Raw genomic sequence first — 24484 nt, forward strand, 5'->3', positions numbered from 1 at the left:
CCTAGAGGCGGAAGAGCCGTTCGAGGACCTGTGCGACGCCGTCCTCCGTGTTCGGCGGCGCGTGGTTCGCACAGGCCTGCTTCACGAGCGGGTGCGCGTTGCCCATCGCGTACGCCGTGCCCGCCCAGCCGAGCACCGACAGGTCGTTGGGCATGTCCCCGAACGCGACGACCTCGTGCTGACCGATGCCGCGCGTCGCGCAGAGGGCTTCGAGCGTGGCGGCCTTCGACACCCCCGGCGGGCTGATCTCCAGCAGCCCGAGCCCGCCCGAGTGCGTGACCGAGACGTGCTGGCCGACCGCCTCCCTGGCGATCTCCATCATGTGGTCGGACTCGCTGTCCGGCGCCCACGCGAGCATCTGCACCACCTGGTGCGCCTCGTCGAGGACGTGGTCGAGCAGCTCCAGCGTCCGGTGCGGGTTGTTGGCGCTGAACCCGCGGAAAGCGGGCTCGCACAACACCTCCAGGCCGGTCTCGACCGCGATGCCGACGTTCGGGATGACGTTCGCGAGCGCCTCCGACACCGTCCGCACGACGTCCAGCGGCACCGTCTGCGCGTGCGTGACGCTCTGGCCGGCCAGGTCGTAGACGATCGCCCCGTTGGAGCAGACCGCGGTCCCGGTGAACCCGAGGTCCGCCACGAACCGCGGCGGCCGGGCGGTCACCACGACGACGTCCGCGTCGACGGCCTCCAGCGTGGCGCGCGTGCGGTCGCTGAGCACACCGCCCGGCTGCAGCAGGGTGCCGTCGAGGTCGGTGGCGATCAGCCTGATCATCGGCCGATTATCGGGCACCGGCCGCGCGTGCGGGACGGGTTTTCCCGTCGCACGGGCGGGCGTGGGCGCGAAGTCGACCTTCCGGCAGGATCACCCCATGACTCACCGCGTGAACGACATCCCGCTCCCGGTCTGGTTGCCGGAGAGCGGAACCGGCCCCGGCATCGTGCTGATCCAGGAGATCTTCGGGCTGGACTCCTACCTGCAGGGGGTCGCCGCCGACCTCGCCGCGCGCGGGTACGTCGTGGCGATCCCCGAGCTCTTCCACCGCTTCCAGCCGGGCTGGGTCGGCGAGCACGACGAGGCCGGCGTCGCGCGGTCCATGGAGGTCGTGCAGGGCCTGGACTTCCCGCAGGCCGTGCAGGACGTGGTCGCGTCGGTGCAGTACCTGCGCTCGCTGCCCGAGGTCTCCGGCGGGGTCGGCGTGTTCGGCTTCTGCCTGGGCGGGACGCTCGCGTTCAACGCCGCCGCGGTCTCCGACCCGGACACCGCCGTGTCGTTCTACGGCTCGGGCGTGCCGGACCAGGTCGCGCTGCTGGACCAGGTGTCCTGCCCGATCATCTTCCACTTCGGCACCGAGGACGACTTCATCCCCGGCTACCAGAAGGTGGTCGACGCGTCCGACTCGCACGAGGGCGCCGAGGTGCACCTGCAGCCGGCCGGGCACGCGTTCCACAACCACCTCGGCCACTTCCACGACAAGGCCGCCGCCGACCGCGCGTGGGACCTGACGACGGCGTTCCTGGACCGCACCCTGCCCGTGGCGTAGTGCGGTTGTCCCGACTGCGGCTTCGTCCGGTTGGCTGACGACGTCCTTTCACCTGCCCCGTACGCTCCGGGCAGTGGGAGGGTGAATGAGCCAACCGGACGATCCACGCAGTTCGGTGCCCCGCGAACTCGCGCCACTTCTGCGTCGGGAGATACCGCCGCTCGCCGTGAGCATCTTCGAGGCGATCGAGAAATCGATTCCGGAGTACCAGCATTTCCGGGAAAACGTCATCGAAGGCATTCAGCAGGCGCTGGACAAGTTCGTCGACCACATCGCGGCACCCGATGCGCTGGTCTACCCGCACGACATCCACCGCAAGCTCGGCGCCTGGGAGTTCAAGTCCGGCCGCAGCCTGGACAGCCTGCAGGCGGCCTACCGGATCGGCGCTCGGGTGGCGTGGCGGCACGTGTGCGCGTTCGCGGAGCGGCGGACGCTGTCGCTGCACCTGATGAGCGTGCTCGGCGAAGCCATGATCGCGCACGTCGACGAGCTGGTGAGCCTGTCGGTCGACGGGTACGCCGCGGCTCAGGCCAGTGCCGCCGGCACGCTGGAGCGCAAGCGCCGGCGGCTGACGGAGCTGCTGGTCGGTGACCCACCGGTGCCGTGGCAGTCGGTCGTCGACGCGGCGGACGTGGCGGCGTGGCCGATGCCGGACTCGCTGTGCGCGGTGGCGCTGGAGCCGTCGTCCGGGCACGTCGACGAGCTGCTGCTGCCGCAGGACGTGCTGGTCAACCTCGAAGACGCCACGCCGTACGTGCTGGTCCCGAACCCGGTCGAGGTGCCGCGCATGGTCCGCGCGGTGGGCTGGCGGGCCGTGGTGGGGCTGGCCGTGCCACCGCGGGAGGCGCGCCGGTCGCTGGCCTGCGCCCGCCGGGTGCTGGCGCTGTCGAACGCCGGGGTGCTGCCCGGTGACCAGGTGCTCGACTGCGCCGACCACCTGGTCGAGCTGACCCTGCTCGCCGACGAGTTCCTGGCCCGTCAGCTGGCCGAACGCGCGTTGGCGCCCCTCGCGCCGTTGACCGCCCGGCAACGCACGAAGCTCGCCGAGACGTTGTTCGCCTGGCTCTCCGCCCGCGGTGGCGCACCGGAGATCGCGGCCAGGCTGGCGGTCCACCCGCAGACCGTGCGATACCGGGTGAACCAGTTGGAGGAACTGTTCGGCGACCGTTTGCAGGACGCCGGCGAACGCTTCACGCTCGAACTCGCACTGCGGGTCCGCGCGTTTTTGGGTCTCGACTGACAAATCGCACCGCGGCAATTATTACGCGGATGACAAAAACGCGCTAATGCTTGCTTTGCATTGTCGGCGTCGCTACCTTACTGACCAGTAGCTCCATTCCCTGCAGTTCGATGCCGCACTCAGGAGAACCCTGCCATGAAACTCGGAATCATCGCACGTGCCGCCGCGGTCGTCCTGTTCGCCGGAGCGACGAGCATTGTCGCGGCGGGCACCAGCCAGGCCGCCGACGTGACCCTGAACATCACGTACTCCTGCACGTTCACCCTGATCGGCCTGCAGGACCAGCCGTCCACGGTCACCGCGACGAACCTGCCGGACTCCGCCACCGTCGGCACGCCCACCGCGGGCGGTCAGACCCAGGTCGTCTCGACCGTCTCCGCCGCGGCCACGGGCGTGCTGAACTGGCTCGGCGCCGCGACCGTCGAGGGCACGCTGAGCACCACGAACACGATCAACAACGCGGGCAGCGTCTCGTCGGTCACGGCGACGCTCGCGATCCCGAAGACGAACGTCGCCTCCTCCGGGACGTTCAACGTGACCGGCACCGGCACGTTCCCGTCGCTGACGCTGACCAAGGCGGGCACCACCACGGTCAACCTCGGCAACGCCTCGCTGACGCTCACCCCGCGCCACGCGGACGGCTCGACGACGTTCCTCGGCACCTTCACCTCGCCGTGCACCGTCAAGGCCGGCCAGAACACCAAGCTGCACGAGTTCCCGGTGGTGTAAGGCCTTTCAGGCGATACAAGGCACCGCGAGCTGCGTGGAGAAGAACCTCTCCAGCGGCTTGCGGTGCAGCCTGCGTTCCACGGCGATCAGCTCGTTGTGCCGGTAGTGCTCGACCTGCGCGTTGGTGACGACGAACCCGGTGCGCCGCCTGGCCGGCATCTCGTCGTAGAGCAGTGCGTTCTGCCCTTGCGGCACAACGACATCCGCCAGCCCCTCCGGGATCTCCCGAGCCCTGGTCGCGATCGCCGCCGCCAGCGCGTCCGGCCGGTTGCGCAGCTTGCGGTGCGGCCACGGCACCCCGTGGTGCTCGGCCTCCAGCGTCCGGTGCAGCGCCCTCGTCGAGTGCCGGATCGCCCTGATCGAGTCACCCGCCGCCAGGTGCACGTGCGGCACGTCGAGCGTGGTGTCCCGCTTGAACCCGGTGCACGCGATGACCCGGTCGTAGTACAGCTCCCCGGTGTCCAGCACCGCCTTGAACCCCTTGCCGTGCCTGGCGATCCGCCGCACGGTCCGCCCCACCGTGTGGGTGACCGCCGCCGTCGACGACACCAGGTCCGCCGTCTCGAACGCGCTGTGTCCCCGCCCGATGATCAGCACCCGCTGCCCCGCGTACACCGTCGGGTCGGTGCTGGCCGTCGCATACGTCTCCGCGAGCCCGATCCCCTCGATCCGCGGCAGGTGCTCCTTCGCCCGCCCGGTGGCGAGGATGATCCGCTCCGCCTCGATCCGCCCGTGCGCGTGCCGGACCTCGTTGCCCCGGATGCCCTCGACCCGCGTCCGGTACCGCACGTGCAACGGCCGCGCGAAGTCCTCCAGGTACCGCACCAGCTCGTCCGCCGGCGGGAACGCCCGCTTGCTGTACCGCTCGAACGGCGTGCCGAACAACGAGTTGTCGTCCGTCGCCAGCACCCGGTGCCGCGGGAACTCGCGGAAGAACGTGCCCGCCGACGGCCCCGCTTCGAGGATCACGTAGTCGCGCCCGGCCTCGTGCAGGAAGTGCCCCATCTGCAGACCCGCCGGACCGGCGCCGATCACCAGGTACTCCACCATCGCGCACCTCCCGGCGACCTCTACGCCGACGGCACGTAAACGGTTCAGAACCTGTCGACGTCGACAGGTTCGGCCGGTCGCGCCCGGCTCGGCGGGCGCGTGGCCGGGGTTGCTGCTCGCGGGGGCCGCGCGGTCGCGCATGATCAGCGCTGGCCAGCGCCACGCTGCCTTTCCACCTGCACCGGGAGATCGCCTTGGGTACTTGGGACATCGGGTCGTTCGACAACGACGCGGCAGCGGACTTCGCCGGCAGGCTGGACAAGGCGCGTGCCGAGGAGCGCGAGGGCATCGTCCGGGCCGTCCTGGCCGGCGCGGCCGAAGCGGACGACGTCGAGGCCGATGACGGCAGCGAAGCCGTGGCGGCAGCCACGCTGGTCGCCGCGCAGTGTCCTGGTGGGAAGCCGGTCACCACCGCCTATGGCCCCCGCGAGCCCCTCCCCGCGTTCCCGGCGGACCTGCCTCCGCTGGCGGTGAGGGCGCTGGACCGCGTGCTGGCGAACTCCGAGCTCGCCGTGCTCTGGGACGACGCCGGGCACGGACCGCTGTGGCGCCAGGGCGTGGGCGACCTGCGCGCGGTACTGGCCCAGTCCACATGATGGACGTCGGAACACCACTACCGTCCACAGTGTTGGATACGGCCGTGACGACTGCCAAGCGCCGTGCCCGTGTCCGTGCCCCCGAGCTGCACGGCCGCGGCTGGCTGAACACCGGTGACGCCGCGATCAGCCTCAGGGACCTGCGCGGCAAGGTCGTGCTGCTCGACTTCTGGACGTTCTGCTGCATCAACTGCCTGCACGTCCTCGACGAGCTGCGGCCGTTGGAGGCCAAGTACTCCGACGTCCTGGTCACGATCGGCGTGCACTCGCCGAAGTTCGTGCACGAGGCGGACCCGGAGGCGTTGAAGGCCGCCGTCGAGCGCTACGAGGTGCACCACCCGGTGCTCGACGACCCCGAGCTGGAGATGTGGCAGCAGTACGCGGTCAAGGCGTGGCCGACGCTCGCGCTGGTCGACCCGGAGGGGTACGTCGTGCACGTCGCCGCCGGTGAGGGGCACGTCGACGCGCTCGACACGATCATCGGCGAGCTGGTCGCCGAGCACGCGGCGAAGGGCACGTTGCACCGCGGCAGCGGGCCGTACGTCGCGCCGGAACCGCCGAGCACCACGCTCCGGTTCCCCGCCAAGGCGATCGTCACGCCGCGGAACACGATCCTGGTCAGCGACAGCGCCCACCACAGCCTCGTCGAGCTCGAAGCGGACGGCGAGACGGTCGTCCGGCGCATCGGCACCGGTGAGCGCGGGCGCGCGGACGGGCTGAACCCCACCTTCTCCGAGCCCGCCGGGCTCACGCTGGTGCCGAACACGCACGGCTACGACGTGGTCGTCGCGGACACGGTCAACCACCTCCTCCGCGGCCTCGACCTGGAGACCGGCGAGGTCACGACCATCGCGGGCACCGGTGAGCAGTGGCGGGACGGCCAGACCGACGGACCGGCAGACAAGATCGACCTCACCAGCCCGTGGGACGTGGCGTGGTGGAACGGCGGCGTCGCCATCGCCATGGCCGGCAACCACACGCTCGGGTTCTTCGACCCGGGGACGAACCAGGTCAGCAGGCTCGCCGGCACGACCGTCGAGGGCATCAACGACGGTCCGGCGGAGGGGGCGTTCTTCGCGCAGACCAGCGGGCTGGCCGCGGCCGGCGACCGGCTGTGGATGGTCGACTCGGAGACCTCCGCGCTGCGCTACCTCGAGAACGGCGAGGTGCGCACCGAGGTCGGCAAGGGGCTGTTCGCGTTCGGGCACAGGGACGGCGACGCGGATGAGGCGCTGCTGCAGCACCCGCTCGGCGTCACGGTGCTGCCCGACGGGTCGGTGGCGGTCTCGGACACCTACAACGGCGCGATCCGCCGGTACGACCCGGAGACGCGGACGGTCAGCACCATCGCGACCGACCTCGCCGAGCCGAGTGACGCGCTGGTCGTGGACGGCGAGCTCGTCGTCGTGGCGAGCGCGGCGCACCGGCTTGAGCGGTTCACCGCCGCGGCCGTCAAGGTCGACGGCGAGGCGCACCGGGTGAAGCGGCCGAGCACCGACATCGCGGCCGGTGCGGTCGAGCTCGCCGTCGTCTTCACCCCGCCGACCGGGACGAAACTGGACGAACGGTACGGACCGTCCACCCGCCTGGAGATCACCAGCTCACCCCCGGAGCTGATCCTGGAGGGCGCGGGTGTCGGCACCGAACTGGTACGGGCGTTGCGGATCAACGATCAGGTCACGAACGGCGTTCTGCACGTCGTAGCGCAGGCGGCCAGTTGCAGTGACGATCCTGCCGACGAACACCCGGTCTGCCGCCTGACCAGGCAGGACTGGGGCGTCCCCGTTCGAGTGGTTGCCGATGCACCGACCCGGCTCCCGCTGCTGATGGGCGGCATGGACGAGGCACCTCCGCAGGCCACGTAGACTCTGCGGGTGCCTGATGTCAAGCTCGAGATCCAGATGCTGTACGACCGTGTGATGGTGCGCATCTCGCCGGAGGACGGCGAGCGGCGGTCCAGCGGTGGCATCGTGATCCCCGCGACGGCCCAGATGGCGAAGCGGTTGGCGTGGGGCAGCGTGTTCGGAGTCGGTACCAGCGTGCGGCACGTGAAGGTGGGAGACCGGGTGCTGTTCAACCCGGACGATCAGCTCGAGGTCGAGGTGCAGGGCACCACGTACCTCGTGCTGAGGGAACGCGATCTGCACGCTGTGGCCAGCGAGCTCACCGAGCACGGCACCGGCCTATACCTGTGAGCCGCCGGTTCGAGATGGTGAACTGCTAGCTGTACACACGTATACGCCGCCTCAGTGGAGAGACAGGGCAACGGGGAGAGCTGTGCCGTACGACGCTGACAAGACGAGGGCGATGCCACCGGTCAACCCGAGAGGCACCGCCTCCGAGGAGACCACCCAGATCGCGCCCGTGAACGTGAACGCGTCCACCGAGGCCTGGCCGTCGGAGGAACCGGACACCGAGCAGCCGACCGTCACGGCCGCCGTGCCCGGTGTCGGCTTTCCCGCCGGCGAGGACGCCACCGAGTACATGCGACCGGTGACCCCGCCGCAGCCCCTGCCGGAGGACTCCGGCGTCTACGGGCCCGTGATGATCGAACCGGGCGACGAGGACGACGGGGCAGAGCCGAAGAACACGAAGAAGAAGGCGTTGATCGTGGCCGCGGCCGTGGTCGGCGCCTTCGGTCTGCTGTACGGCCTCGACATGCTCGTCTCCAGCGGCAACGTGCCCCGCGGCGTCACCGTCGCGGGCGTCGACGTCGGCGGCATGAGCCACTCCGAGGCCGAGGGGAAGCTGCGCGAGGCGATCGAGCCGCGGCTGAGCAAGCCGGTCGCGCTGAAGGCCGGTGACGTCACGGGCGAGCTCGACCCGAAGGCGGCGGGCCTGGAGCTCGACTGGAACGCCACGATCGACCGCGCGGGCAGCCAGCCGCTCTCCCCGATCACCCGCGTGACGTCGTTCTTCACCAGCCGCGAGGTGGGCGTGGCGACGAAGGCGGACGACGAGAAGGTCGCCGGCGCGCTCGAGGCGCTGCGCCCCGAGCTCGACCACGAGCTGATCGAGGGCACCATCAGGTTCGAGGGTGCCGCCCCGGTCGCCGTCGAGCCGCACGCCGGTCAGAAGATGCGCACGGAGGACGCGGCGCGCACCGTCGTGGCCAACTGGGCCTCCGGTGACCCGGTCGACGTGCCGATGGACTTCACCCCGGTCAAGACCACCAAGGAGGGCGTCGAGAAGGCGCTCAACGAGGTCGTGAAGACCGCCGTCTCCGCCCCGGTCACGATCAAGGGCGAGGGCAAGGACGCGGTCCTCGCACCCGAGCAGATCGCCGCCACGCTGAACTTCGTGCCCCTCGACGGGGGCGCGCTCGACGTCGGCGTGAACAAGGACAAGCTCGTCGAGGTGGCCGCTCCGCCGCTGAAGGAGACGGTCAAGGAGGGCAAGGACGCCCAGATCGTGTTCGAGGGCGGCCGGCCGACCGTGAAGCCGTCCGTCGACGGGCTCGACGTCGACTGGGACAAGAACATCCAGCCCTACTTCGACACGCTCAAGAAGACCGACGGGCGCGAGCTGAAGTTCGAGTACAAGCACACGCCCGCGAAGGTCACCACCGAGCAGGCGAACAAGATGGGCATCAAGGAGGTCATCGGCGAGTTCCAGACCGGTGGCTTCGCCGCGACGTCGGGCGTGAACATCCGGGTCGTGGCCGAGAAGGTCAACGGTGCGATCGTGAAGCCCAAGGAGACGTTCAGCCTCAACAAGCACACCGGCCCGCGCGGCACCGCGCAGGGCTACGTCGAGGCGGGCATCATCGAGAACGGCATCCCGGGCAAGGCGGTCGGCGGTGGCATCTCGCAGTTCGCGACCACGCTCTACAACGCGTCCTACTACGCGGGCATGAAGGACGCGGGCCACAAGGAGCACAGCTACTGGATCACGCGGTATCCGAAGGGCCGCGAGGCCACCGTGTTCATGGACGGCGCAGGCAACAGCCTGATCGACATCGCGTTCACGAACCCGGACGACACGGGCGTCGCCATCCAGACGATCTGGACCCCCTCGTCGATCAAGATCGTGCTCTGGGGCACCAAGAACTACGACGTCACCGGCTCCACCAGCGGTGAGTTCGCCCCGACCCAGCCGCAGGAGAAGAAGATCACCAAGGAGGGGTGCACGCCGAGCAACGGCGCCCCCGGCTTCTCCGTGACGGACACCCGCACGATCAAGGACCGCCGCACGGGCCAGACCCGCAGCGAGTCGCGCACGGTCCGCTACGACCCGCAGTTCAAGATCATCTGTGAGGGTCCGCCGCCTGCGGGCGGCTGACCCGAACCCGGGATTTGCCGTGGCCACGAGCGGGTATTCACCCGTTCGTGGCCACTGTTGCGCATGAGGCGCGAAGACACCCCGTCGTCCAGACGCTGGGGCGGGTGGGGATGGTTGTGTACGGAGCGGTGCACGTGCTCATCGCGTGGCTCGCGCTCCAGGTCGCGTTCGGCACGGACGCCGAGCGGACGGACTCCAAGGGAGCGCTGAGCGAGCTCGCGAAGAACGGCGCCTGGTTGCTGTGGGCCGTCGGCATCGGTCTGGTGTTCTTCGCCGTGTGGCAGCTGATCCTGGCCTTCGTCGGCTACACCTACGTGAGCAAGAAGCGCAAGCGGATCTCCAAACGCGTCGGCTCCGCGGCACGTGCCATCACTGCGGGCGGTATCGCGTTCGGTGCGTTCAAGTACGCCACCAGCGGTGCCACCGGTGACTCCACACAACAGCAGCAGGAGCTGACCGCGCAGGTGCTCGCGTGGCCGGGCGGCCAGCTGATCGTGGGTGCGATCGCGATCGGCATCCTGGTCACCGCCGGCGTGATCGCCTACAAGGGCTTCAAGAAGTCGTTCGAGAAGGACCTCGACATGAGCCGTGCGCCGTCGTGGGTCGAGCCCGTCGGCCGGATCGGCTGGATCGGCAAGGGCGTCGCGTACGGCGTCATCGGCGTCCTCGTCGGACTGGCCGCGATCAACGCGGACCCCGAGCAGTCCGGCGGCATGGACAAGGCGCTGCACACGCTGGCCGCGCAGCCGTTCGGCATGTTCCTGCTGTCGGCGGTCGCGGTGGGCATCGCGGCGTTCGGCGTCTACTGCTTCGTCGCCGCGCGGGCGCTCAAGGAGTGAGCAGGAGCCGGAAAACGGAGACCGACTGAAAACGGGTCCGCGCACCTCGGGCAGGAGGTGCGCGGACCCGTCGTCGTGATCGCGTCCTAGAAGACGCTCTCGTCGATGTCCATCAGCGAGTTGTCGGTCTGCTCGGTGACCTTGCGGCGCGCGGTCAGCTCCGGCAGCACGTTCTTCGCGAAGAACGACGCCACCGCGATCTTGCCCTCGTAGAACGCCTTGTCCTTGGCCGACGGGGTGCCGCCGAGCTTCTCCAGCGCGACCTCGGCCTGGCGCAGCAGCAGCCAGCCGACGAGCACGTCACCCGCGGTCATCAGCAGGCGGACCGAGTTCTGGCCGACCTTGTAGAGGTTGCGGACGTCCTCCTGCGACGAGGTCAGGAAGCCGACGAGGGCGCCGAGCATGCCCTGCAGGTCTTCCAGGCCCTGCTTCAGGAGAGCGCGCTCCTCCTTGAGGCGACCGTTGCCGCCCTCGTTGTCGAGGAAGGACTGGATCTCGCCGTTGATGAACGCGAGCGCCTGGCCCTTGTCGCGGATGATCTTCCGGAAGAAGAAGTCGAGCGACTGGATGGCCGTGGTGCCCTCGTACAGCGAGTCGATCTTCGAGTCCCGGATGTACTGCTCGATCGGGTACTCCTGCAGGAAGCCGGAGCCGCCCAGGGTTTGCAGCGACTGCGCGAGCTGCTCGTAGGCGCGCTCGGAGCCGACGCCCTTGACGATCGGCAGCAGCAGGTCGTTCACCTGGGCCGCGAGCTTGGCGTCGTCGCCGCCGAGCATCACCTTGTCCTGGAACGTCGCGGTGTACAGGTACACGGCGCGCAGGCCCTCGGCGTACGCCTTCTGCAGCATCAGGCTGCGGCGCACGTCCGGGTGGTTGGTGATGGTGACGCGCGGGGCGGTCTTGTCCGTCATCCGCGTGAGGTCGGCGGACTGGACGCGCTCCTTGGCGTAGGACAGCGCGTTCAGGTAGCCGGTCGACAGCGTCGCGATGGCCTTGGTGCCGACCATCATGCGGGCGTACTCGATGACGTCGAACATCTGCGCGATGCCGTCGTGCACCTCGCCGAGCAGCCAGCCCTTGGCCGGGACGCCGTGCTGGCCGAACGTCAGCTCGCACGTCGTGGACGCCTTGATGCCCATCTTGTGCTCGACGTTGGTGACGAAGGCGCCGTTGCGCTCGCCCAGCTCGCCGGACTCCGGGTCGAAGTGGAACTTCGGCACCAGGAACAGCGACAGGCCCTTGGTGCCGGGCTTCGCCTCGATGCCCTCACCCTCGGGACGGGCGAGCACCATGTGCATGATGTTCTCGGTCAGGTCCTGGTCGGCGGACGTGATGAACCGCTTCACACCCTCGATGTGCCAGGTGCCGTCGTCCTGCTTGATCGCCTTGGTGCGGCCGGCGCCGACGTCGGAACCGGCGTCCGGCTCGGTCAGCACCATCGTGGCGCCCCAGCCGCGGTCGATCATCAGCTGCGCCCAGTGCTGGTCGCGCTCGGTGCCGTTGTTGTAGACGACCGTCGCGAAGCTCGGGCCCGCCAGGTACATGTAGATCGGCGGGTTGGCGCCCAGGATCAGCTCGGACGCGGCCCACGCCACCGAGGGCGGGGTGCCGAAGCCGCCCAGCTCCTCCGGCAGGAACATGCGGTACCACTCGCCGTCCCACACGGCCTGGTACGACTTCTTCAGCGACTCCGGCAGGGTCGCCGAGTGCGTCGCCGGGTCGAACTTCGGCGGGTTGCGGTCGGCGTCGGCGAACGAGTCCGCGAGCGGACCCTCCGCCAGGGTCTTCATCTCGGCCAGAACGCCGCGCGCGGTGTCCTCGTCGGACTGCTCGAACGGCCCCTTGCCGAGGTGGTCCTGCACGTTGAAGACCTCGAACAGGTTGAATTCGAGATCCCGGACGTTGCTCTTGTAGTGGCCCATCTCGTCAGCTCACTCCTCAGGGTCGCGGCGGGGTCGCCTACTGACCGGTAACAACAGAGTATTACCCGACAGTAACCCCGGCAAGGGCGACCACCCACCGGTGGCGAAGCAGACAGTCCTCCGCGCGGCCTGAATCGGACATGAGGTCGGACATGAGAGCAGGTCAGACGCGTACGGGGCGTGCGGGAACCATGTCGAGCAGTCCGGCCTCCGTGCGCTCGGCGAAGTCGACCGCACGCGGCACCATGACGGACTCGTAGGCCCGCACGCCCTCGTCGACACCGTCGCGGGCGACCGCGAGCGCCAGTTCGGCGGCGTCCTGCAGTGCGAGGTTCGCGCCGACGCCCAGCGGGGGCATCAGGTGGGCGGCGTCCCCGAGCAGCGTCACGCCCGGCGTCGGGTCCCACCGGTGCGGGACGGGCAGGGCGTACAGCGGCCGGTGGACGGGCTCGCCGCGCAGGAACGCCCGCAGCGACGGGTGCCAGTCGGCGTAGACGTCCAGCAGGTCGGCGGTGGAGGGCTGCCAGTCCTCGGGGGCACGCAGGCACGCGTACGCGCGGATGTGGTCGCCGCTGCTGCGCTGCGACCACAGCATCAGGCCGTCGTGGTCGGCGACCATGGTGCCCTGGCCGGTGAGGTCGAGCAGCGCCTCGTCGCCGTCGTGCCGGACCTCGACGAACAGCACGCCGGTGTACCGCGGCACGGCGGCCGAGACCGCGCCGCGCACCCGTGACCAGGCGCCGTCCGCGCCGATGACCAGGTCGAACGTCGCGGTGGTGCCGTCCGTGAGCGTGACCTCGTGCGGGGCGGCGCCGGTGACGCCGAGGCCCCACGCGACGGTGCCTGGCGCGAGCGAGTCGAGCAGGAGGCCGCGCAGCTGCCCTCGGTCGATCTCCGGCCGGAAGTCGCCCTCGGCCGGTTCGTGCTCGACCAGCGCGGCCGTGGCGTGGTCGACCTTGCGCTGCTCCTGGCCCTCGAACCGGGCGAGCGCGCGCCACTGGTCGTAGAGGCCGGCGGCGCGGATCGCCTGCTGGCCGCTGTCGGCGTGCAGGTCGATCGTGCCGCCCTGCTGGCGGGCGTCCGGGGAGCTCTCCCGCTCGAAGACGGTGACGTCGGTGAACCCGTGCTGCTGGAGGACGCGGGCGCAGGTGAGGCCGCCGAGACCGGCTCCGGCGATGGCGATGCGTGGTGTGGTCATGCCACCGATGAAAGCGCACTGACTCAAAAAGTGCAATCACTACACTTTTGAAGTGGCTCAACTCGCAGGGTAGGCTGCCGGCGTGACCGAACTCGGCCGCCGTGAGCGCAAGAAGCTGCAGACCCGCCAGTCGATCGCCGACGCGGCGCTGGAGCTGTTCCTGGCGCGCGGGTTCGACGACGTGGGCGTGAAGGAGGTCGCCGACCGTGCCGACGTGTCGGTGACGACGCTGTTCAAGCACTTCCCGAGCAAGGAGGCGCTGCTGTTCGACGAGGACGCCGAGATGGAGTCCTCGCTCATCGGCGCCGTGCGGGACCGCCCGGCCGGGACGTCGATCCCGGCCGCGCTGCGCGACCACTTCATCGGCGCCGCGGAGGGCCACGTCGACCACCCGCTGTTCGAGTCGTTCGCCCGGCTGGTCGAAAGCACCCCGTCGCTGCGCGCCTACCAGCGCACGATGTGGCTCCGCCACGAGAAGGCGCTGGCCGAGGCCATCGCCGCGGAGATCGGCGCGCCACCCGGCGACGTCCGGTGCGCGGGCCTCGCCCGGTTCGCGCTGGAGGCCCGTGACGTGATCTTCAGCCGGCCGGACCGCGAGCGGGCGGCGGCGGAGCTGTTCGGCCTACTCGAACACGGTTGGCAGGCTCAGCAGCAGGCCTGACCGGTACGCGAGCGACACCGCGTGCGTCCGGTCGCGCGCGCTCAGCTTGCGGAGGATGCCCTTCACGTGGGTCCGCACGGTCTCCACGGACACGATCAACGCGTCGGCGACCTGCCGGTTCTCCATCCCGTCCGCGATGAGCGTGAGCACCTCGTACTCGCGCCGGGTCAGCGCCGGCCGTTCCCGGCAGCGCAGGTCGGGGTGCACGTACCCGCGGATGCGCAGCGTCTCGGAGATCACCCGCACGATCTGCTCCGGCTCCGCCGACCGCGGCACCACACCGCGAACACCCGCCTCCAGCGCGCTCGTGACGTAGTTCGCGTGCGAGTGCGCGTCCCTGGCCAGCCCGATCACGACGAGCCGGCTGTCGCGTTCGAGGAGCTGCCGCGCGAGCTGCCCCACCGGGTCCAGCATCGAGTCGACCAGCAGCACGTCCGGGTTCAGGTGCTCCTGCAGGCGCGCGGCGGCCTCCGGGTGCCCCGTCGACCCGAGCCAGCGCAGGCCGGCGGTCCGCCGGACCAGCGAGGACAGGCCCTCGCGGTAGAGCGGTACGGGGTCGATCAGCGCGACGCCGGGAGCAGGCCGGCCTGGCGGGAGCATCAGCACCTCCGTTCGTGCTTCCAGAGGAATGACGTCGTTCCCCCGGCCGCATGACGTGGAAAGTGCCGTTCATGTAGGTGAACAAGGGTCACGAATGTGATTCAAGACTGGCCAAGGTCTTCCACCCGGGGGCAACGGTCTCGTAAGACCTACGTCACATATCCCGTGCGGATGTGCCAGGTTCCCGCCGCCATGAGGCCTGGTGCTCTCGCGGGCACACGTGTGTGCACGCAAGGAGGTCACATGGGCACCCTCGATTGGATCGTGGTTGTCGGCTATTTCTTCGTGATGGTCGCGATCGGGCTCTGGTCGCGCGGGCGGGTCCAGAACATCGCCGACTTCTTCACGGCGGGCGGCAAGATGCCGTGGTGGCTGTCCGGCATCTCCCACCACATGTCGGGCTACAGCGCCGTCATGTTCGTGGCGTTCGCGTCCGAGGCGTACCGGCTCGGTCTCACCGTCTACGTGTGGTGGTCGCTGACGATCGGCATCGGCGTCGGCATCGGCGCGTTCCTGTTCGCACCGCGGTGGAACCGGCTGCGCTCCAAGCACGACGTCAAGTCGCCGCTCGAGTACCTGGCCAAGCGCTACAACCTGCCCACCCAGCAGGTCATGGCCTACGCGGGCGCACTGCTCAAGGTCGTCGACATCGCCGCGAAGTGGGCGGCCGTCTCGATCCTGCTCCGCGGCTTCGCGGGCGTCCCGATCACCTGGGGCATCGTGATCATCGGCCTGGTGACGATGGTCTACTCGGTGCTCGGCGGCCTGTGGGCGGACGCGCTCACCGACTTCGGCCAGTTCATCATCCAGGCGGCCGCGGGCTTCGCGATGTTCATCGCCGTCGCCGACACCCTCGGCTGGGGCTTCCCCGTGACGATCTGGGACAGGCTCCCCGACAGCCACAGCGACCCGCTCGCCGGCCCGTACACCTCGACGTTCCTCATGGCGCTCTTCCTGATCAAGACGCTGGAGTACAACGGCGGCATGTGGAACCTGGCGCAGCGCTACATGGCCGCGCCGTCGGGCTTCGCGGCCAAGCGGTCCGCGCTGCTGTCGTCCGCGCTGTGGCTGGTGTGGCCGCTGGTGCTGTTCTTCCCGATGTGGGCAGCGCCGCTGATCGTCCCCGGCCTCGAAGGCGCGCAGGCGGAGAACGCCTACATCGAGATGGGCAAGCAGATGCTGCCCGCCGGCATGATCGGCCTCGTCCTGGCCGGCTTCTTCTCGCACACGATGGCCATGGTGTCCTCGGACGCGAACGTCATCGCCGCCGTGATCAACCGCGACATGCTGCCGCACATCTGGAAGAAGGTGAAGACGTTCTCCGCGGACAACCAGCTCGTCCTGGCCCGCGTCACGACGTTCCTCTTCATCGGCATCAGCATGATCATCGCCATCGCCTCCGGCGGCCAGGGCTTCGTGCTCAAGGTGGTCGTCGACCTGGTCGCCGCCACGATGGGCCCGATCGCGATCCCGCTGATGCTGGGCCTGCTCCCGTGGTTCCGCAAGATCGGCTCAACAGCCGCCATCGCCTCGGTCGTCGGCGGCCTCGGCATGTGGGCGTTCCTCTACGTCGAGCAGATGAGCAAGGCCGCGTGGGTCACCAAGGGCGTGCTCGTCTCGTGGCCCCTGCTGCTCTCGCTGGTGCTGTACCTGTCGATCGGCTTCCTGAAGAAGGAGCCCTCCACCGAGCGCGACGCCCTGCTCGACTCGCTCAACTCCGACGAGCGCGAGCGCGTCAGGGCTTGATTTCCTGCGCGTCTCGCGGCGCCACGCCACGCCGCCGCGAGACGCGCAGATCACCCGTTGGTTGCCGTGGCGTGCGTCATCGTCACGAGACTCCCGCTTCGTCCGCATGCACAGTGGAGGTCATGGGTGCATGGCGTCCGGCGGACGACGCGGAACTGACCGCAGGCTGGCGACTCTGGCTGGAGCTCGCCGACCGCGTCTACCCCGGCCCGTCCTGGGACGGCACCCCGGCCGACGCCATCCGCCAGGTCCGCGACCTGCTGGCCGCCTGCGACTCGATCCGCACCGACTACCTGACCGAGTCACCGTCGCCTTCCGCCGCGCTGCTGCAGCTGCTGCAGTCGATGACCTTCGTGGCGTCGTTCCCGGTCGACCTGTGGCACGACGACGTCCATCCGCTGGACGTGGAACGCGCCGAGCTGCTGCACGGGGACCTGGCCTCGTTCGCGGAGCACGTCGCGGGGGTGCGTGCGGCGCTGGCCCGTGGTGGCGGGTGGGTGGAACTGGACCGCCGACCGTGGGGCCTACCGGTCGACTGACAGACCCTCGCAGCTAGGTTGGATGCCGCGCTTCGCGTCAGACTGAGTTCGTGAGCGCACAGTTGCACGCAGCATTGGCCCATGTCGGAGTCAGGAAGGCATTCCCGCCTGGCAGTGTGATCGTCCGGCAGCACGAGGTAGCTGTGTCGGTGGTCTTCGTCGAGCGTGGAATCTGCCGAGTCGCTCATCTGTCGGCGAACGGCAAGGAGAGCCTGCTGGCGCTGCGTGGTGCCGGTGAGCTGATCGGCGATTTCGGCGTTCTCGCTCAGCGTCCACGATCGGCGATGGTGACAGCGGTGACCGAGGTGGTCGGCTTGGTGGTGCCGGCGGAGAGATTCGAGCGGCTCGCCGAGGACGACCCCGCCGTGAGCCGCGAGCTGATGCGGCGGCTCGTCCTGAGGGTGGAGCAAGCCAACAGCAAGCGCGTCGACCTGGGCACCCTGCCGACGAGGCAGCGACTTGCCCGATTGCTCCAAGAGTTGGTCGCGACTCACGGCAGCGATGTCGGATCGTTGCTGACCCAGGAAGAACTCGGGCACGCGATCGGGGCGACCCGTGAATCGGTCGTCCGTGCCCTACGGGGTATGAGGGAAGATGGCGTGGTCAGCACCTCGCGGCGCACGCTCATCGTGCGCCGCCCTGACCTGCTGGCCGCCGAATGCGCTGAGTCATGATGCGACGACGAGCCATGTGATGAGAAGTGTGGCCGAGACGAACCACAGCATCAGAGCCCACCGCAGCGATCGGTATTTCGCCTGAGCGATGCGTGCGAGGGTCTGTGCGTAGGCCCAGCCGGCTTCCTCACCCGCTGGAGTCCTGCTCATGAGGTCGTCCAACGGCAATTGAGCCAGGGACGGCCATGAGTAGCGACTGTGCGCTCCTGGCGCCGTGCGCGGTAGGAGCACCTTCACGAGGAAGAAGGCCGAGGCGATCAACGCTGCGGCGGACAGTCCTAACGCGACGAGCGCCAAGACGTTCACCACTCCAGCCGACTTCGCCACCGTGCCCAGGATCGGGCGCTGACTCGCCACGGCAGTCGCCACCCCGGCCACCGCCGTGGCGCACAGCCCTGCCTTCACGTCGGCGTTCTTGATCCACGTCGTGCTCTGTTCGATCGCCAATTCAGCGTCACTCATGTCTCCTCCGTCCTTCAGCATCCACCTTTCCTGATCACTGGATCATGGAAAACGGCTGTTCGAGTGCGGACTTGTGCCACTTTCTGGGTCATTTGTCGCAGACTTCGCGTAGTGCGGATGGTATTACTCCAGGTGGCGGAATGGATGCTGAAACTTCTTGCGGAGGTGGCGAGGTGAATCGAGGACACGTCGATTGGCATAGATCAACTTTTGGCCTGTTTCGCTTACTCCTGATTCACCCGCTATTGTTTCGGTGCTTTCGTCGCCGCGCTCGCTCGGACTGTCTCGCGACAACGGATGCCCTCAACGGTGCACCAGGAGGTCAGGTGACTGGCAATGGTGGTGGCTGGCCTGTGCGAACCCTGCTCGGCAGGCTGCCGTCATCGGTGTGCGATCGCGCGCTGCAGTTGGGGACCGAGCGCTTGCGTTCGTCAGGAGAATCGCTTCTCCGGCAGGGCGAAGTGGGTAGCGAAGTCATCCTCCTGCTGTCGGGATACGTGAAAGTAGAGGTCGATCTGCCCAGCGGGAAGCAGGTGTTGATCGCTGTTCGCACAGGTGGCGACCTCGTCGGAGAGATGGGTCCGCTGGAGGGCAAGCCGAGGAGCGCCAGCGTCCGGGCCTGTACGCCCATCAGGTTCAGGTCGATCGCGTGGGGCGAGTGGGAACGCTTTCTCGCTCTCCACTCGTCAGCTGCGATCGAGTTCGGTCGAATGTTGTCATCCAGGCTGAGGTGGGCGAACGAACGTCGTCTGGACGTTGCCGGTTCTCGCCGCGTGTCGGTTCGAGTTGCGCGGATTGTGGAAGAGCTGTCTGCGATTCACGGAAGGCCTGTCGAAGCAGGTGTCGAGCTCGTGGTGGCGCTCACGCAGCGAGAGCTGGCTTCTTTGGCTGGCGTGTCGCTCTCATCGGCAGAATCGGAACTGAGTGATCTCGAAAGTGCTGGGATCATCAGGTGGGGTTACCGCGGCTGCGTCGTGCTGGACGAGGCTGCGCTGAGTCGACGAGCCGAAAACATGGACGAGAATCCCTGCCAGTAGGGAATGTCGTTCGTCTGTTCCGGTGGAAAGTTCAGCAGGGCGCTGCCCAGGTCGCGCGTCCTGTCCAGAAAGGTAGTCGGAATGCATGGAACATTCAGTCGCGCCCTCTGCATGACCGCCGACGTGGAGGCGTACGGAAGACGCAGCGATCCCGAGAAGCTGGCGGCGCAGGAAGAGCTTGCGGCGGTCCTGCGGCAAGCGGCCGAAGACGTCGGTCTGCAGCGGGACCGCTGGCTGCGCCAGCCCAAGGGCGACGAGGAGCTCGCCGTGATCCCGAGCGAAGAGTTCGAGCCACAGGTCGTCGACCCCTTCATCGCTGCGGTTGACCGCCACCTCAGCGTCGTGAACCTCGGTGTCGCACCGAGCAAGCGCCTGAGGCTCAGAGCGGCGTTGCACCACGGCAACGCTTTTCCGTCAGCCATGGGGTTCGGTGGGCAGGCAGTCGTGCACGTGAGCAGGCTCGTCAACGGCGACGTGGTGAAGCAAGCACTGATCGCCGCACCTGATGCGAACCTCGCCGTCATCCTCTCCGCGGAGGTGTTCGACCACGTCGTCAAGACCGGACACACATCTCTGTCACCCAGCGAGTTCCGCAAGGTTGCCGTGGTGAACAAGGAAATCACGACATCTGGCTGGCTTCGGGTGCCGGGTGCGGATGTGCACTCACTGAACCTCCAGCCTGCGAAACCGCCGGCTGCCCGTGCGAGGGCGGTCGGGGACAACCGAGCCGTGCACAACGAGTTCCACGACGTCGTCCACGCGGACAACGCGAACTTCGGTTTCCAAGGAGGATGAACGTGAGCGAGGGGGATACCGGGGACGACGGACGCGTCGACGAACCGGTGGTTGAGCAGTCTCCGCAATCAAACCCGGCGAACGACCTGCAGGTCGTACAGGGTGAGACGGGCGAGGACCAGGACGACGACCTTCTGCCGGTCGAAGAGTTGCGCGGTAGCCAGGTCATCAACAACTTCTACGGCCGCGTAGACGCTGACAACGCCAGGTTCGGAGTGTCGATCTCGGCGTCGACGAGGAGGTCGACCGGCCCGGTCAGCACCGATGAGATCAACGCGATCGTCGAGCGCTACGTCGGTTCTGAGTGTTTCGACAACTTGATCGAGTTGTTGAGGACCAACCACATCGCGTTGGCGGTAGGAACGGACGGCACCGGCAAGCGGACTGGTGCCATTGCTGGCCTGCACTCAGTGCTTCCTCCCGGTGGCCGGATCACGGCGCTCGCACCCTCGACGAGCCTGGGCGAACTCACGATCAAGCCAGGCAAGGGCTACCTGATCGCGGATCGGTTGGACAGCGGCACTGCGTCGGTGCAACAGCGCTTCGAGATCGAACGCGTCCGCGATGAGTTGAAGCGCAACGGATCGTACCTGGTGATCACGCTGAATTCAGCGGGCTCTCTTCGCAGGCATGTACGCGACCTCGTCGTGGAGTGGCAACCGCCCGATCCGCAACTGCTGCTCGACCGGTACCTCGACGACGCCGCGCTGGACGACCCAGATCTGGAGCTGGTGCGCAAGCGAGTCGCCGACCTCGTGTTCCCGAGAACCATCGTTGCCATCGCCAAGGCAGCGACGGGAAGTTGCCAGGCCGCACTTCGCGCGCTCGACGGTTCGTCGAAGGACAACGTGCGCGAGTGGTTCGACGACGAAAGCCGGACGTTGGCGGACGTGTTGTCGGCAGCGGCTGTGGTCTTCGCGCACGGTGTGCCGCTGCGGAAGTTCGAGGTCCTGCTTCAGCGCTTGCTCGACCTGGGCACGTCGGGAGGCGGTGAAGTGCCCGCACAACAACCGCGTCCACTCGGCGAGAAGCTGGTGCAACGGCGGGTGAGTTGGGCGAACGTGGAGGGACTTTTCACCGTCACGCGCGACCTCGCAGCCGGCTCAGATGAGTCTGACCGCGAGCGCACGGTCGTGTTCCGTTCGGATGACTACCGCGAGCACGTCATCGCTGAGTTGTCCGAGCGCTATGGGCTTGAGCTCTGGGCGCCTGTGCGGACATGGGCACGGGAGATCGCCGCTTCGACTCCGGTGTCGGAGGTGCAGGTCCAGGTTGCGCTCGGTCTGGCGCTGTTGTGCCGCGACTCCTGGGGCGAGGTTGAGGAGTCGTTCCTCACCCCGTGGTCGAACGGCACCAGACCGGAACGCGCCACCGCGGCGTACCTGCTTTCCTGGATGTGCATCGACGACTCGTTGGCGCCGATTGCCCTCGACCTGGCTCTGAAGTGGGTTCGCAACGGTCGAACCCGGCAGAAGACGACTGCCGCGGCAGCGCTGGGCAGCACGCTGGGCATCCGTTATCAACTCTCCGCGCTGACCTGGCTGTGGCACCTCGCTGCGCGCGGCGGCGTCCAGACCAAGGTCGCCCGCCAGTCGATCGCATTGCTGTTCTGCGCGAACACGGCCGAAGGCGAAGATGCCGGCGGCCTGCTCCGATTTGTCCAACGCGGACTGGACACCGCGATCGACGGCGGTCGCGACCTGCCCGCGCTGGATGCGGTGATCAACGTACTGGCTGCCAGGCAACCGGACTCCGGTGAAGCGGCGATGGCCGCGGTGCTGCGCAACCAGCCGCAGAACGTGGAAGTCGCAGGCGAACTGTGGGCCGAGGCGTTGCGCAGCGGTCTTCACCGTGGCAAAGCGATCGACGCGCTGCGCAACACCCTCGTCGCACTCGGCGGAGACGAGAGGGCTCGCCAGATCACCGGACGTCTCGGTGATGCCGTGCGGGCGTCCCTGTCCGACGGGGAGATCGATCTTCTGCACAGATCCCTTGAGTACGAGTTCACCTCTGCTGATGGCGCGGGTCTCACCGAACAGGTCACCTCCGCTCTGTTGGCCGCTTTCTTGATCACGAACGTTCGTTGAGGAGACCCACCGATGAACAGCAACGACCACAGCAGTTATCCCGTTCGTGAGGAACGGGCGTTGGCGCCGGTCAACCGTCGTTTCCTGTCCCGCCGACGCGACGTCGCCGAGCTCCCGGCCCAGGTGCCCGGGACGGTCCTCGTGTTCGAGGTGGGGGGCAGGTATGAGGCCTTCACCGAACGCAGGCACCTGACCGGTGCAGAGGAGGCGGTGCTCGAAGCCGTTACCGTCAGCGTGGTCGACATGGGCCCGCGACTGGTCACGGTTGAGCTCCCCATCCCTTCCTCCAACCCCGGCAACGACTTCTACGTGCGCGTTCGATTCGTCTGTGCGGTGACGAATCCTGAGACGGTCGTGGCCAGGAGGCTGACGAACGTGGCAGCGGTGCTGAGCGAGCACCTCCGCCGTGATCGGAAGTTGCTGGAACTGGGCGTCGGGCGCGACATCGACCAGCTGAACGAGGTGCGGAGCCAGGCCCACGCGCGGGTGACCGCATATTGCACGCTCGAACCACCCCGGATTCCCGGTCTCACCGCCGATTTGTCCACGGTGGACGTCCTGACACCAGGTGAGCTCCGCAGCCACGGGAAGAAGGTTCAGGCGTTGAGCTGGGAACAGCAGCTCGAAGCGTTGAGCCTCAGCGGGCAGAAGGCGTCTACGGAGTTCCTGTACGAGCTGATCAGCCGCGGACCGGAGATGGCCGACGCGCTCGCCCTCAACCGAGGTGAGACCACGGCATCTCAAGTGGCTGACCAGATCCGCAACGACCGGCATCGACACGACCAGAACCTGCTGACGGTGCTCCAGCAGCTGAGCGAGAACAACGCGCTGAACAGGATTGGCTACGACCCGGTCGAGCTGATCAATCAGGTCACCAGGTCCCAGCTGGGCATCCAGCCCGCGAGGGAGGTGGGACCATCTCAGCGCCGCCGTGCCGTGACTGCGGCCGACGACCAGAAGCCCGGCTTCGTCCCGAGTGAGGACGACCTTGCCTGAACACGAGAAGTCGATGAGTAGGCGACTCCGCGTCTTCGCGGGTGTCGACGAAGAGGTGCTGGCCAGGGTTCCGCAGGAACGCGCTCGCTACACGGGTGTCGGCGGGGCTGTGCTCGGCACGGCCACCATCGCCACCGCGTCGTTCGGCCTCGCGCTCTCCCAGATCTTTGACGGCTGGCACCTCCTGCTGGCAGTGCCGATGCTGATCTGGGGCCTCTTCGTGTTGAACCTCGACCGGTGGCTGGTGTCGAGCTCGACCGGGTCGAAGTGGACAAGGCGGGCCTGGTTGCTCGTGCCGCGGCTCCTGCTCGCTTGCTTCTTTGGTGTGATCATTGCTGAGCCGTTGGTTTTGGGCATCTTCGGGAAGGCGATCGAACAGCACATCAACGAGGAGCGCCGTACGGAGATCGAGAGGTTCGAGAAGAGGCTTGCAGGCTGCAACCCCGTTTCGGGTGCAGCACCATCGGGTGACTGCACTGAAGCTGACCGCATTCGAACGGGCACGACGCCGGCCGCTGTGGAACAGGAACTGGCCGCCCGGCGAGCCGATGCGAACACCCTCCAGAGCGCCATCGTGCGGGACTCCGAGGAGCACGGCAAGCTGGAGGACCTTGCTCGGCGCGAATGCACCGGTGGCAGTGGTGAAGGGCTGACAGGCGTGCCCGGTGCGGGGCCTGAGTGCCTCCGGCTGCGCAAGCAGGCAGACGACTACGCCGCAGCCCACCCGATCGCTCCGGCGAAAGCACAGCTTGCCGAGGTCACCAACCGGATCAACGAACTCGAAGCACAGGCCGGCACCGTCAAGGCGGACTACGAGCGGGCGATCAACGAAGAGATCGAGAAGCGGGTACGGGGCAAGCGCGAGACCTATGACGGTATCGGCCTGCTCGAACGTTTCAAGGCGCTCGACGAGTTGACCCGGAGCAGCGGCTTCCTCGTCGCTGCCCTGTGGTTCATCCGGTTCTTCCTCATCGTGATCGACTGCCTGCCGGTGCTGGTCAAGCTCTTCGGCGGTGTCAGCGCCTATGACCGGCTGGTGGAGGAGCGCCTCACGAGCGCGGTCAAGGTCGATGGCGACGAGCTGCGAGTACTAGAGGCACGTCGCCTGAGCGCGACGCGGATCGCCCTGCACGAGATCGAGGTCGCCGAACAGAAGAAGTTCTCGGAGATCGACGTCGAGCTCCGCAAGCACAAGGTGACGATGAGTCAACAGGAGGAGAGGGCAGTCGATCAGCTCGCCAATCTGCTCCTGAAGCAGCCGCAGCGGCAGGAAACGCTGGTCAACGGGCATCGGCTCTGAAGCTGACCCTGCCGTTTCACGGACGAAGGGCCCCTCTGGTGGTCGACCAAGGGGGCCCTTCGGGTGGAGCGGGTGACGGGAATCGAACCCGCCTCTACAGCTTGGGAAGCTGTCGTTCTACCAATGAACTACACCCGCAGGAGCAAGCTCGCAGCCGATCATACACAGCCCGGCAACGTGACGTCTCA

23 protein-coding genes and 1 tRNA gene are annotated in these 24484 nt (G+C 68.0%); 17 read left to right on the plus strand and 7 right to left on the minus strand.

What is annotated here, in order from left to right; translation table 11 throughout:
* Position 1: 1 nt before the first annotated feature.
* Positions 2 to 775 (minus strand): HAD family hydrolase, encoded by a 774-nt coding sequence (locus AB0A63_RS21620; protein WP_360394087.1) that lies wholly within the window; start codon positions 773 to 775, stop codon positions 2 to 4.
* A gap of 97 nt (positions 776 to 872) precedes the next feature.
* On the opposite strand from AB0A63_RS21620, the gene AB0A63_RS21625 reads away from it, so the two are divergent.
* The 3 genes from AB0A63_RS21625 (at position 873) to AB0A63_RS21635 (ending at position 3513) form a co-directional block, all read left to right on the plus strand.
* Complete coding sequence (locus AB0A63_RS21625) at positions 873 to 1544, plus strand: dienelactone hydrolase family protein (protein ID WP_360394090.1); 672 nt, start codon at positions 873 to 875, stop codon at positions 1542 to 1544.
* A 166-nt stretch (positions 1545 to 1710) separates the two neighbouring features.
* On the plus strand, positions 1711 to 2784 hold the full coding sequence (locus tag AB0A63_RS21630; RefSeq protein ID WP_360394093.1) for a helix-turn-helix domain-containing protein: 1074 nt from the start codon (positions 1711 to 1713) through the stop codon (positions 2782 to 2784).
* A 135-nt stretch (positions 2785 to 2919) separates the two neighbouring features.
* Positions 2920 to 3513, plus strand: coding sequence for a DUF6801 domain-containing protein (locus AB0A63_RS21635; RefSeq protein WP_360394095.1), 594 nt, complete (start codon positions 2920 to 2922; stop codon positions 3511 to 3513).
* A 6-nt stretch (positions 3514 to 3519) separates the two neighbouring features.
* Here the strand turns inward: AB0A63_RS21635 and AB0A63_RS21640 are convergent, their stop codons facing one another.
* Positions 3520 to 4563, minus strand: a complete 1044-nt coding sequence (locus AB0A63_RS21640) for an NAD(P)-binding domain-containing protein (protein ID WP_360394098.1) — start codon at positions 4561 to 4563, stop codon at positions 3520 to 3522.
* Between the two features lie 194 nt (positions 4564 to 4757).
* On the opposite strand from AB0A63_RS21640, the gene AB0A63_RS21645 reads away from it, so the two are divergent.
* The 5 genes from AB0A63_RS21645 (at position 4758) to AB0A63_RS21665 (ending at position 10279) form a co-directional block, all read left to right on the plus strand.
* Complete coding sequence (locus tag AB0A63_RS21645; RefSeq protein ID WP_360394101.1) at positions 4758 to 5159, plus strand: DUF4259 domain-containing protein; 402 nt, start codon at positions 4758 to 4760, stop codon at positions 5157 to 5159.
* Positions 5159 to 7024, plus strand: coding sequence for an NHL domain-containing thioredoxin family protein (locus tag AB0A63_RS21650; RefSeq protein WP_360394814.1), 1866 nt, complete (start codon positions 5159 to 5161; stop codon positions 7022 to 7024). The genes AB0A63_RS21645 and AB0A63_RS21650 overlap by 1 nt, the downstream gene beginning before the upstream one ends.
* A 36-nt stretch (positions 7025 to 7060) precedes the next feature.
* Positions 7061 to 7354, plus strand: coding sequence for a co-chaperone GroES (locus AB0A63_RS21655; RefSeq protein ID WP_360394817.1), 294 nt, complete (start codon positions 7061 to 7063; stop codon positions 7352 to 7354).
* 112 nt (positions 7355 to 7466) lie between these two features.
* Entirely contained in the window at positions 7467 to 9440 is a 1974-nt protein-coding gene (locus AB0A63_RS21660; protein ID WP_360394820.1) for a VanW family protein, read from the plus strand.
* A 110-nt stretch (positions 9441 to 9550) separates the two neighbouring features.
* A complete protein-coding gene (locus tag AB0A63_RS21665) occupies positions 9551 to 10279 on the plus strand; it encodes a DUF1206 domain-containing protein (protein ID WP_360394823.1) in 729 nt (242 codons plus the stop codon).
* An 86-nt stretch (positions 10280 to 10365) separates the two neighbouring features.
* On the opposite strand, the gene AB0A63_RS21670 is transcribed toward AB0A63_RS21665, so the two are convergent.
* Positions 10366 to 12201: an acyl-CoA dehydrogenase gene (locus AB0A63_RS21670; protein WP_360394103.1), complete on the minus strand. Its 1836-nt coding sequence runs from the start codon at positions 12199 to 12201 to the stop codon at positions 10366 to 10368.
* A gap of 163 nt (positions 12202 to 12364) precedes the next feature.
* On the minus strand, positions 12365 to 13399 hold the full coding sequence (locus AB0A63_RS21675) for an NAD(P)/FAD-dependent oxidoreductase (protein WP_360394106.1): 1035 nt from the start codon (positions 13397 to 13399) through the stop codon (positions 12365 to 12367).
* A gap of 82 nt (positions 13400 to 13481) precedes the next feature.
* Between AB0A63_RS21675 and AB0A63_RS21680 the strand changes: the two genes are divergently transcribed.
* The gene (locus tag AB0A63_RS21680; RefSeq protein WP_360394109.1) at positions 13482 to 14060 is read left to right on the plus strand and encodes a helix-turn-helix domain-containing protein; all 579 of its coding nucleotides are present in this window, start codon (positions 13482 to 13484) and stop codon (positions 14058 to 14060) included.
* On the opposite strand, the gene AB0A63_RS21685 is transcribed toward AB0A63_RS21680, so the two are convergent.
* Positions 14022 to 14660, minus strand: a complete 639-nt coding sequence (locus AB0A63_RS21685; protein ID WP_360394112.1) for a response regulator transcription factor — start codon at positions 14658 to 14660, stop codon at positions 14022 to 14024. The two genes, AB0A63_RS21680 and AB0A63_RS21685, sit on opposite strands and share 39 nt — an antisense overlap.
* Positions 14661 to 14903: 243 nt before the next feature.
* Between AB0A63_RS21685 and AB0A63_RS21690 the strand changes: the two genes are divergently transcribed.
* From AB0A63_RS21690 to AB0A63_RS21700, 3 genes are all read left to right on the plus strand, one after another.
* Positions 14904 to 16406 carry a sodium:solute symporter family protein gene (locus AB0A63_RS21690; RefSeq protein ID WP_360394115.1) on the plus strand — a complete coding sequence of 501 codons (1503 nt, stop codon included), beginning with the start codon at positions 14904 to 14906 and terminating at the stop codon, positions 16404 to 16406.
* A 122-nt stretch (positions 16407 to 16528) separates the two neighbouring features.
* Positions 16529 to 16945: a hypothetical protein gene (locus AB0A63_RS21695; RefSeq protein WP_360394118.1), complete on the plus strand. Its 417-nt coding sequence runs from the start codon at positions 16529 to 16531 to the stop codon at positions 16943 to 16945.
* Positions 16946 to 16995: 50 nt separating this feature from the next.
* A complete protein-coding gene (locus AB0A63_RS21700; RefSeq protein ID WP_360394121.1) occupies positions 16996 to 17619 on the plus strand; it encodes a Crp/Fnr family transcriptional regulator in 624 nt (207 codons plus the stop codon).
* On the opposite strand, the gene AB0A63_RS21705 is transcribed toward AB0A63_RS21700, so the two are convergent.
* On the minus strand, positions 17614 to 18081 hold the full coding sequence (locus AB0A63_RS21705) for a Pycsar system effector family protein (RefSeq protein WP_360394123.1): 468 nt from the start codon (positions 18079 to 18081) through the stop codon (positions 17614 to 17616). The two genes, AB0A63_RS21700 and AB0A63_RS21705, sit on opposite strands and share 6 nt — an antisense overlap.
* Positions 18082 to 18434: 353 nt before the next feature.
* Between AB0A63_RS21705 and AB0A63_RS21710 the strand changes: the two genes are divergently transcribed.
* From AB0A63_RS21710 to AB0A63_RS21730, 5 genes are all read left to right on the plus strand, one after another.
* Entirely contained in the window at positions 18435 to 19118 is a 684-nt protein-coding gene (locus AB0A63_RS21710) for a Crp/Fnr family transcriptional regulator (RefSeq protein ID WP_360394126.1), read from the plus strand.
* Between the two features lie 111 nt (positions 19119 to 19229).
* Positions 19230 to 19913 (plus strand): hypothetical protein, encoded by a 684-nt coding sequence (locus tag AB0A63_RS21715; protein ID WP_360394128.1) that lies wholly within the window; start codon positions 19230 to 19232, stop codon positions 19911 to 19913.
* 2 nt (positions 19914 to 19915) lie between these two features.
* Positions 19916 to 22000, plus strand: coding sequence for a hypothetical protein (locus AB0A63_RS21720; RefSeq protein WP_360394131.1), 2085 nt, complete (start codon positions 19916 to 19918; stop codon positions 21998 to 22000).
* Positions 22001 to 22123: 123 nt separating this feature from the next.
* Positions 22124 to 22996 carry a hypothetical protein gene (locus AB0A63_RS21725; protein WP_360394134.1) on the plus strand — a complete coding sequence of 291 codons (873 nt, stop codon included), beginning with the start codon at positions 22124 to 22126 and terminating at the stop codon, positions 22994 to 22996.
* A 13-nt stretch (positions 22997 to 23009) separates the two neighbouring features.
* Entirely contained in the window at positions 23010 to 24296 is a 1287-nt protein-coding gene (locus AB0A63_RS21730; protein ID WP_360394136.1) for a DUF4407 domain-containing protein, read from the plus strand.
* Between the two features lie 64 nt (positions 24297 to 24360).
* Here AB0A63_RS21730 and AB0A63_RS21735 read toward each other — a convergent pair.
* Positions 24361 to 24434: transfer RNA gene (locus AB0A63_RS21735), tRNA-Gly, on the minus strand.
* Positions 24435 to 24484: the final 50 nt, after the last annotated feature.

The organism is Lentzea sp. NPDC042327, assembly GCF_040647275.1.
Taxonomy (GTDB): domain Bacteria; phylum Actinomycetota; class Actinomycetes; order Mycobacteriales; family Pseudonocardiaceae; genus Lentzea.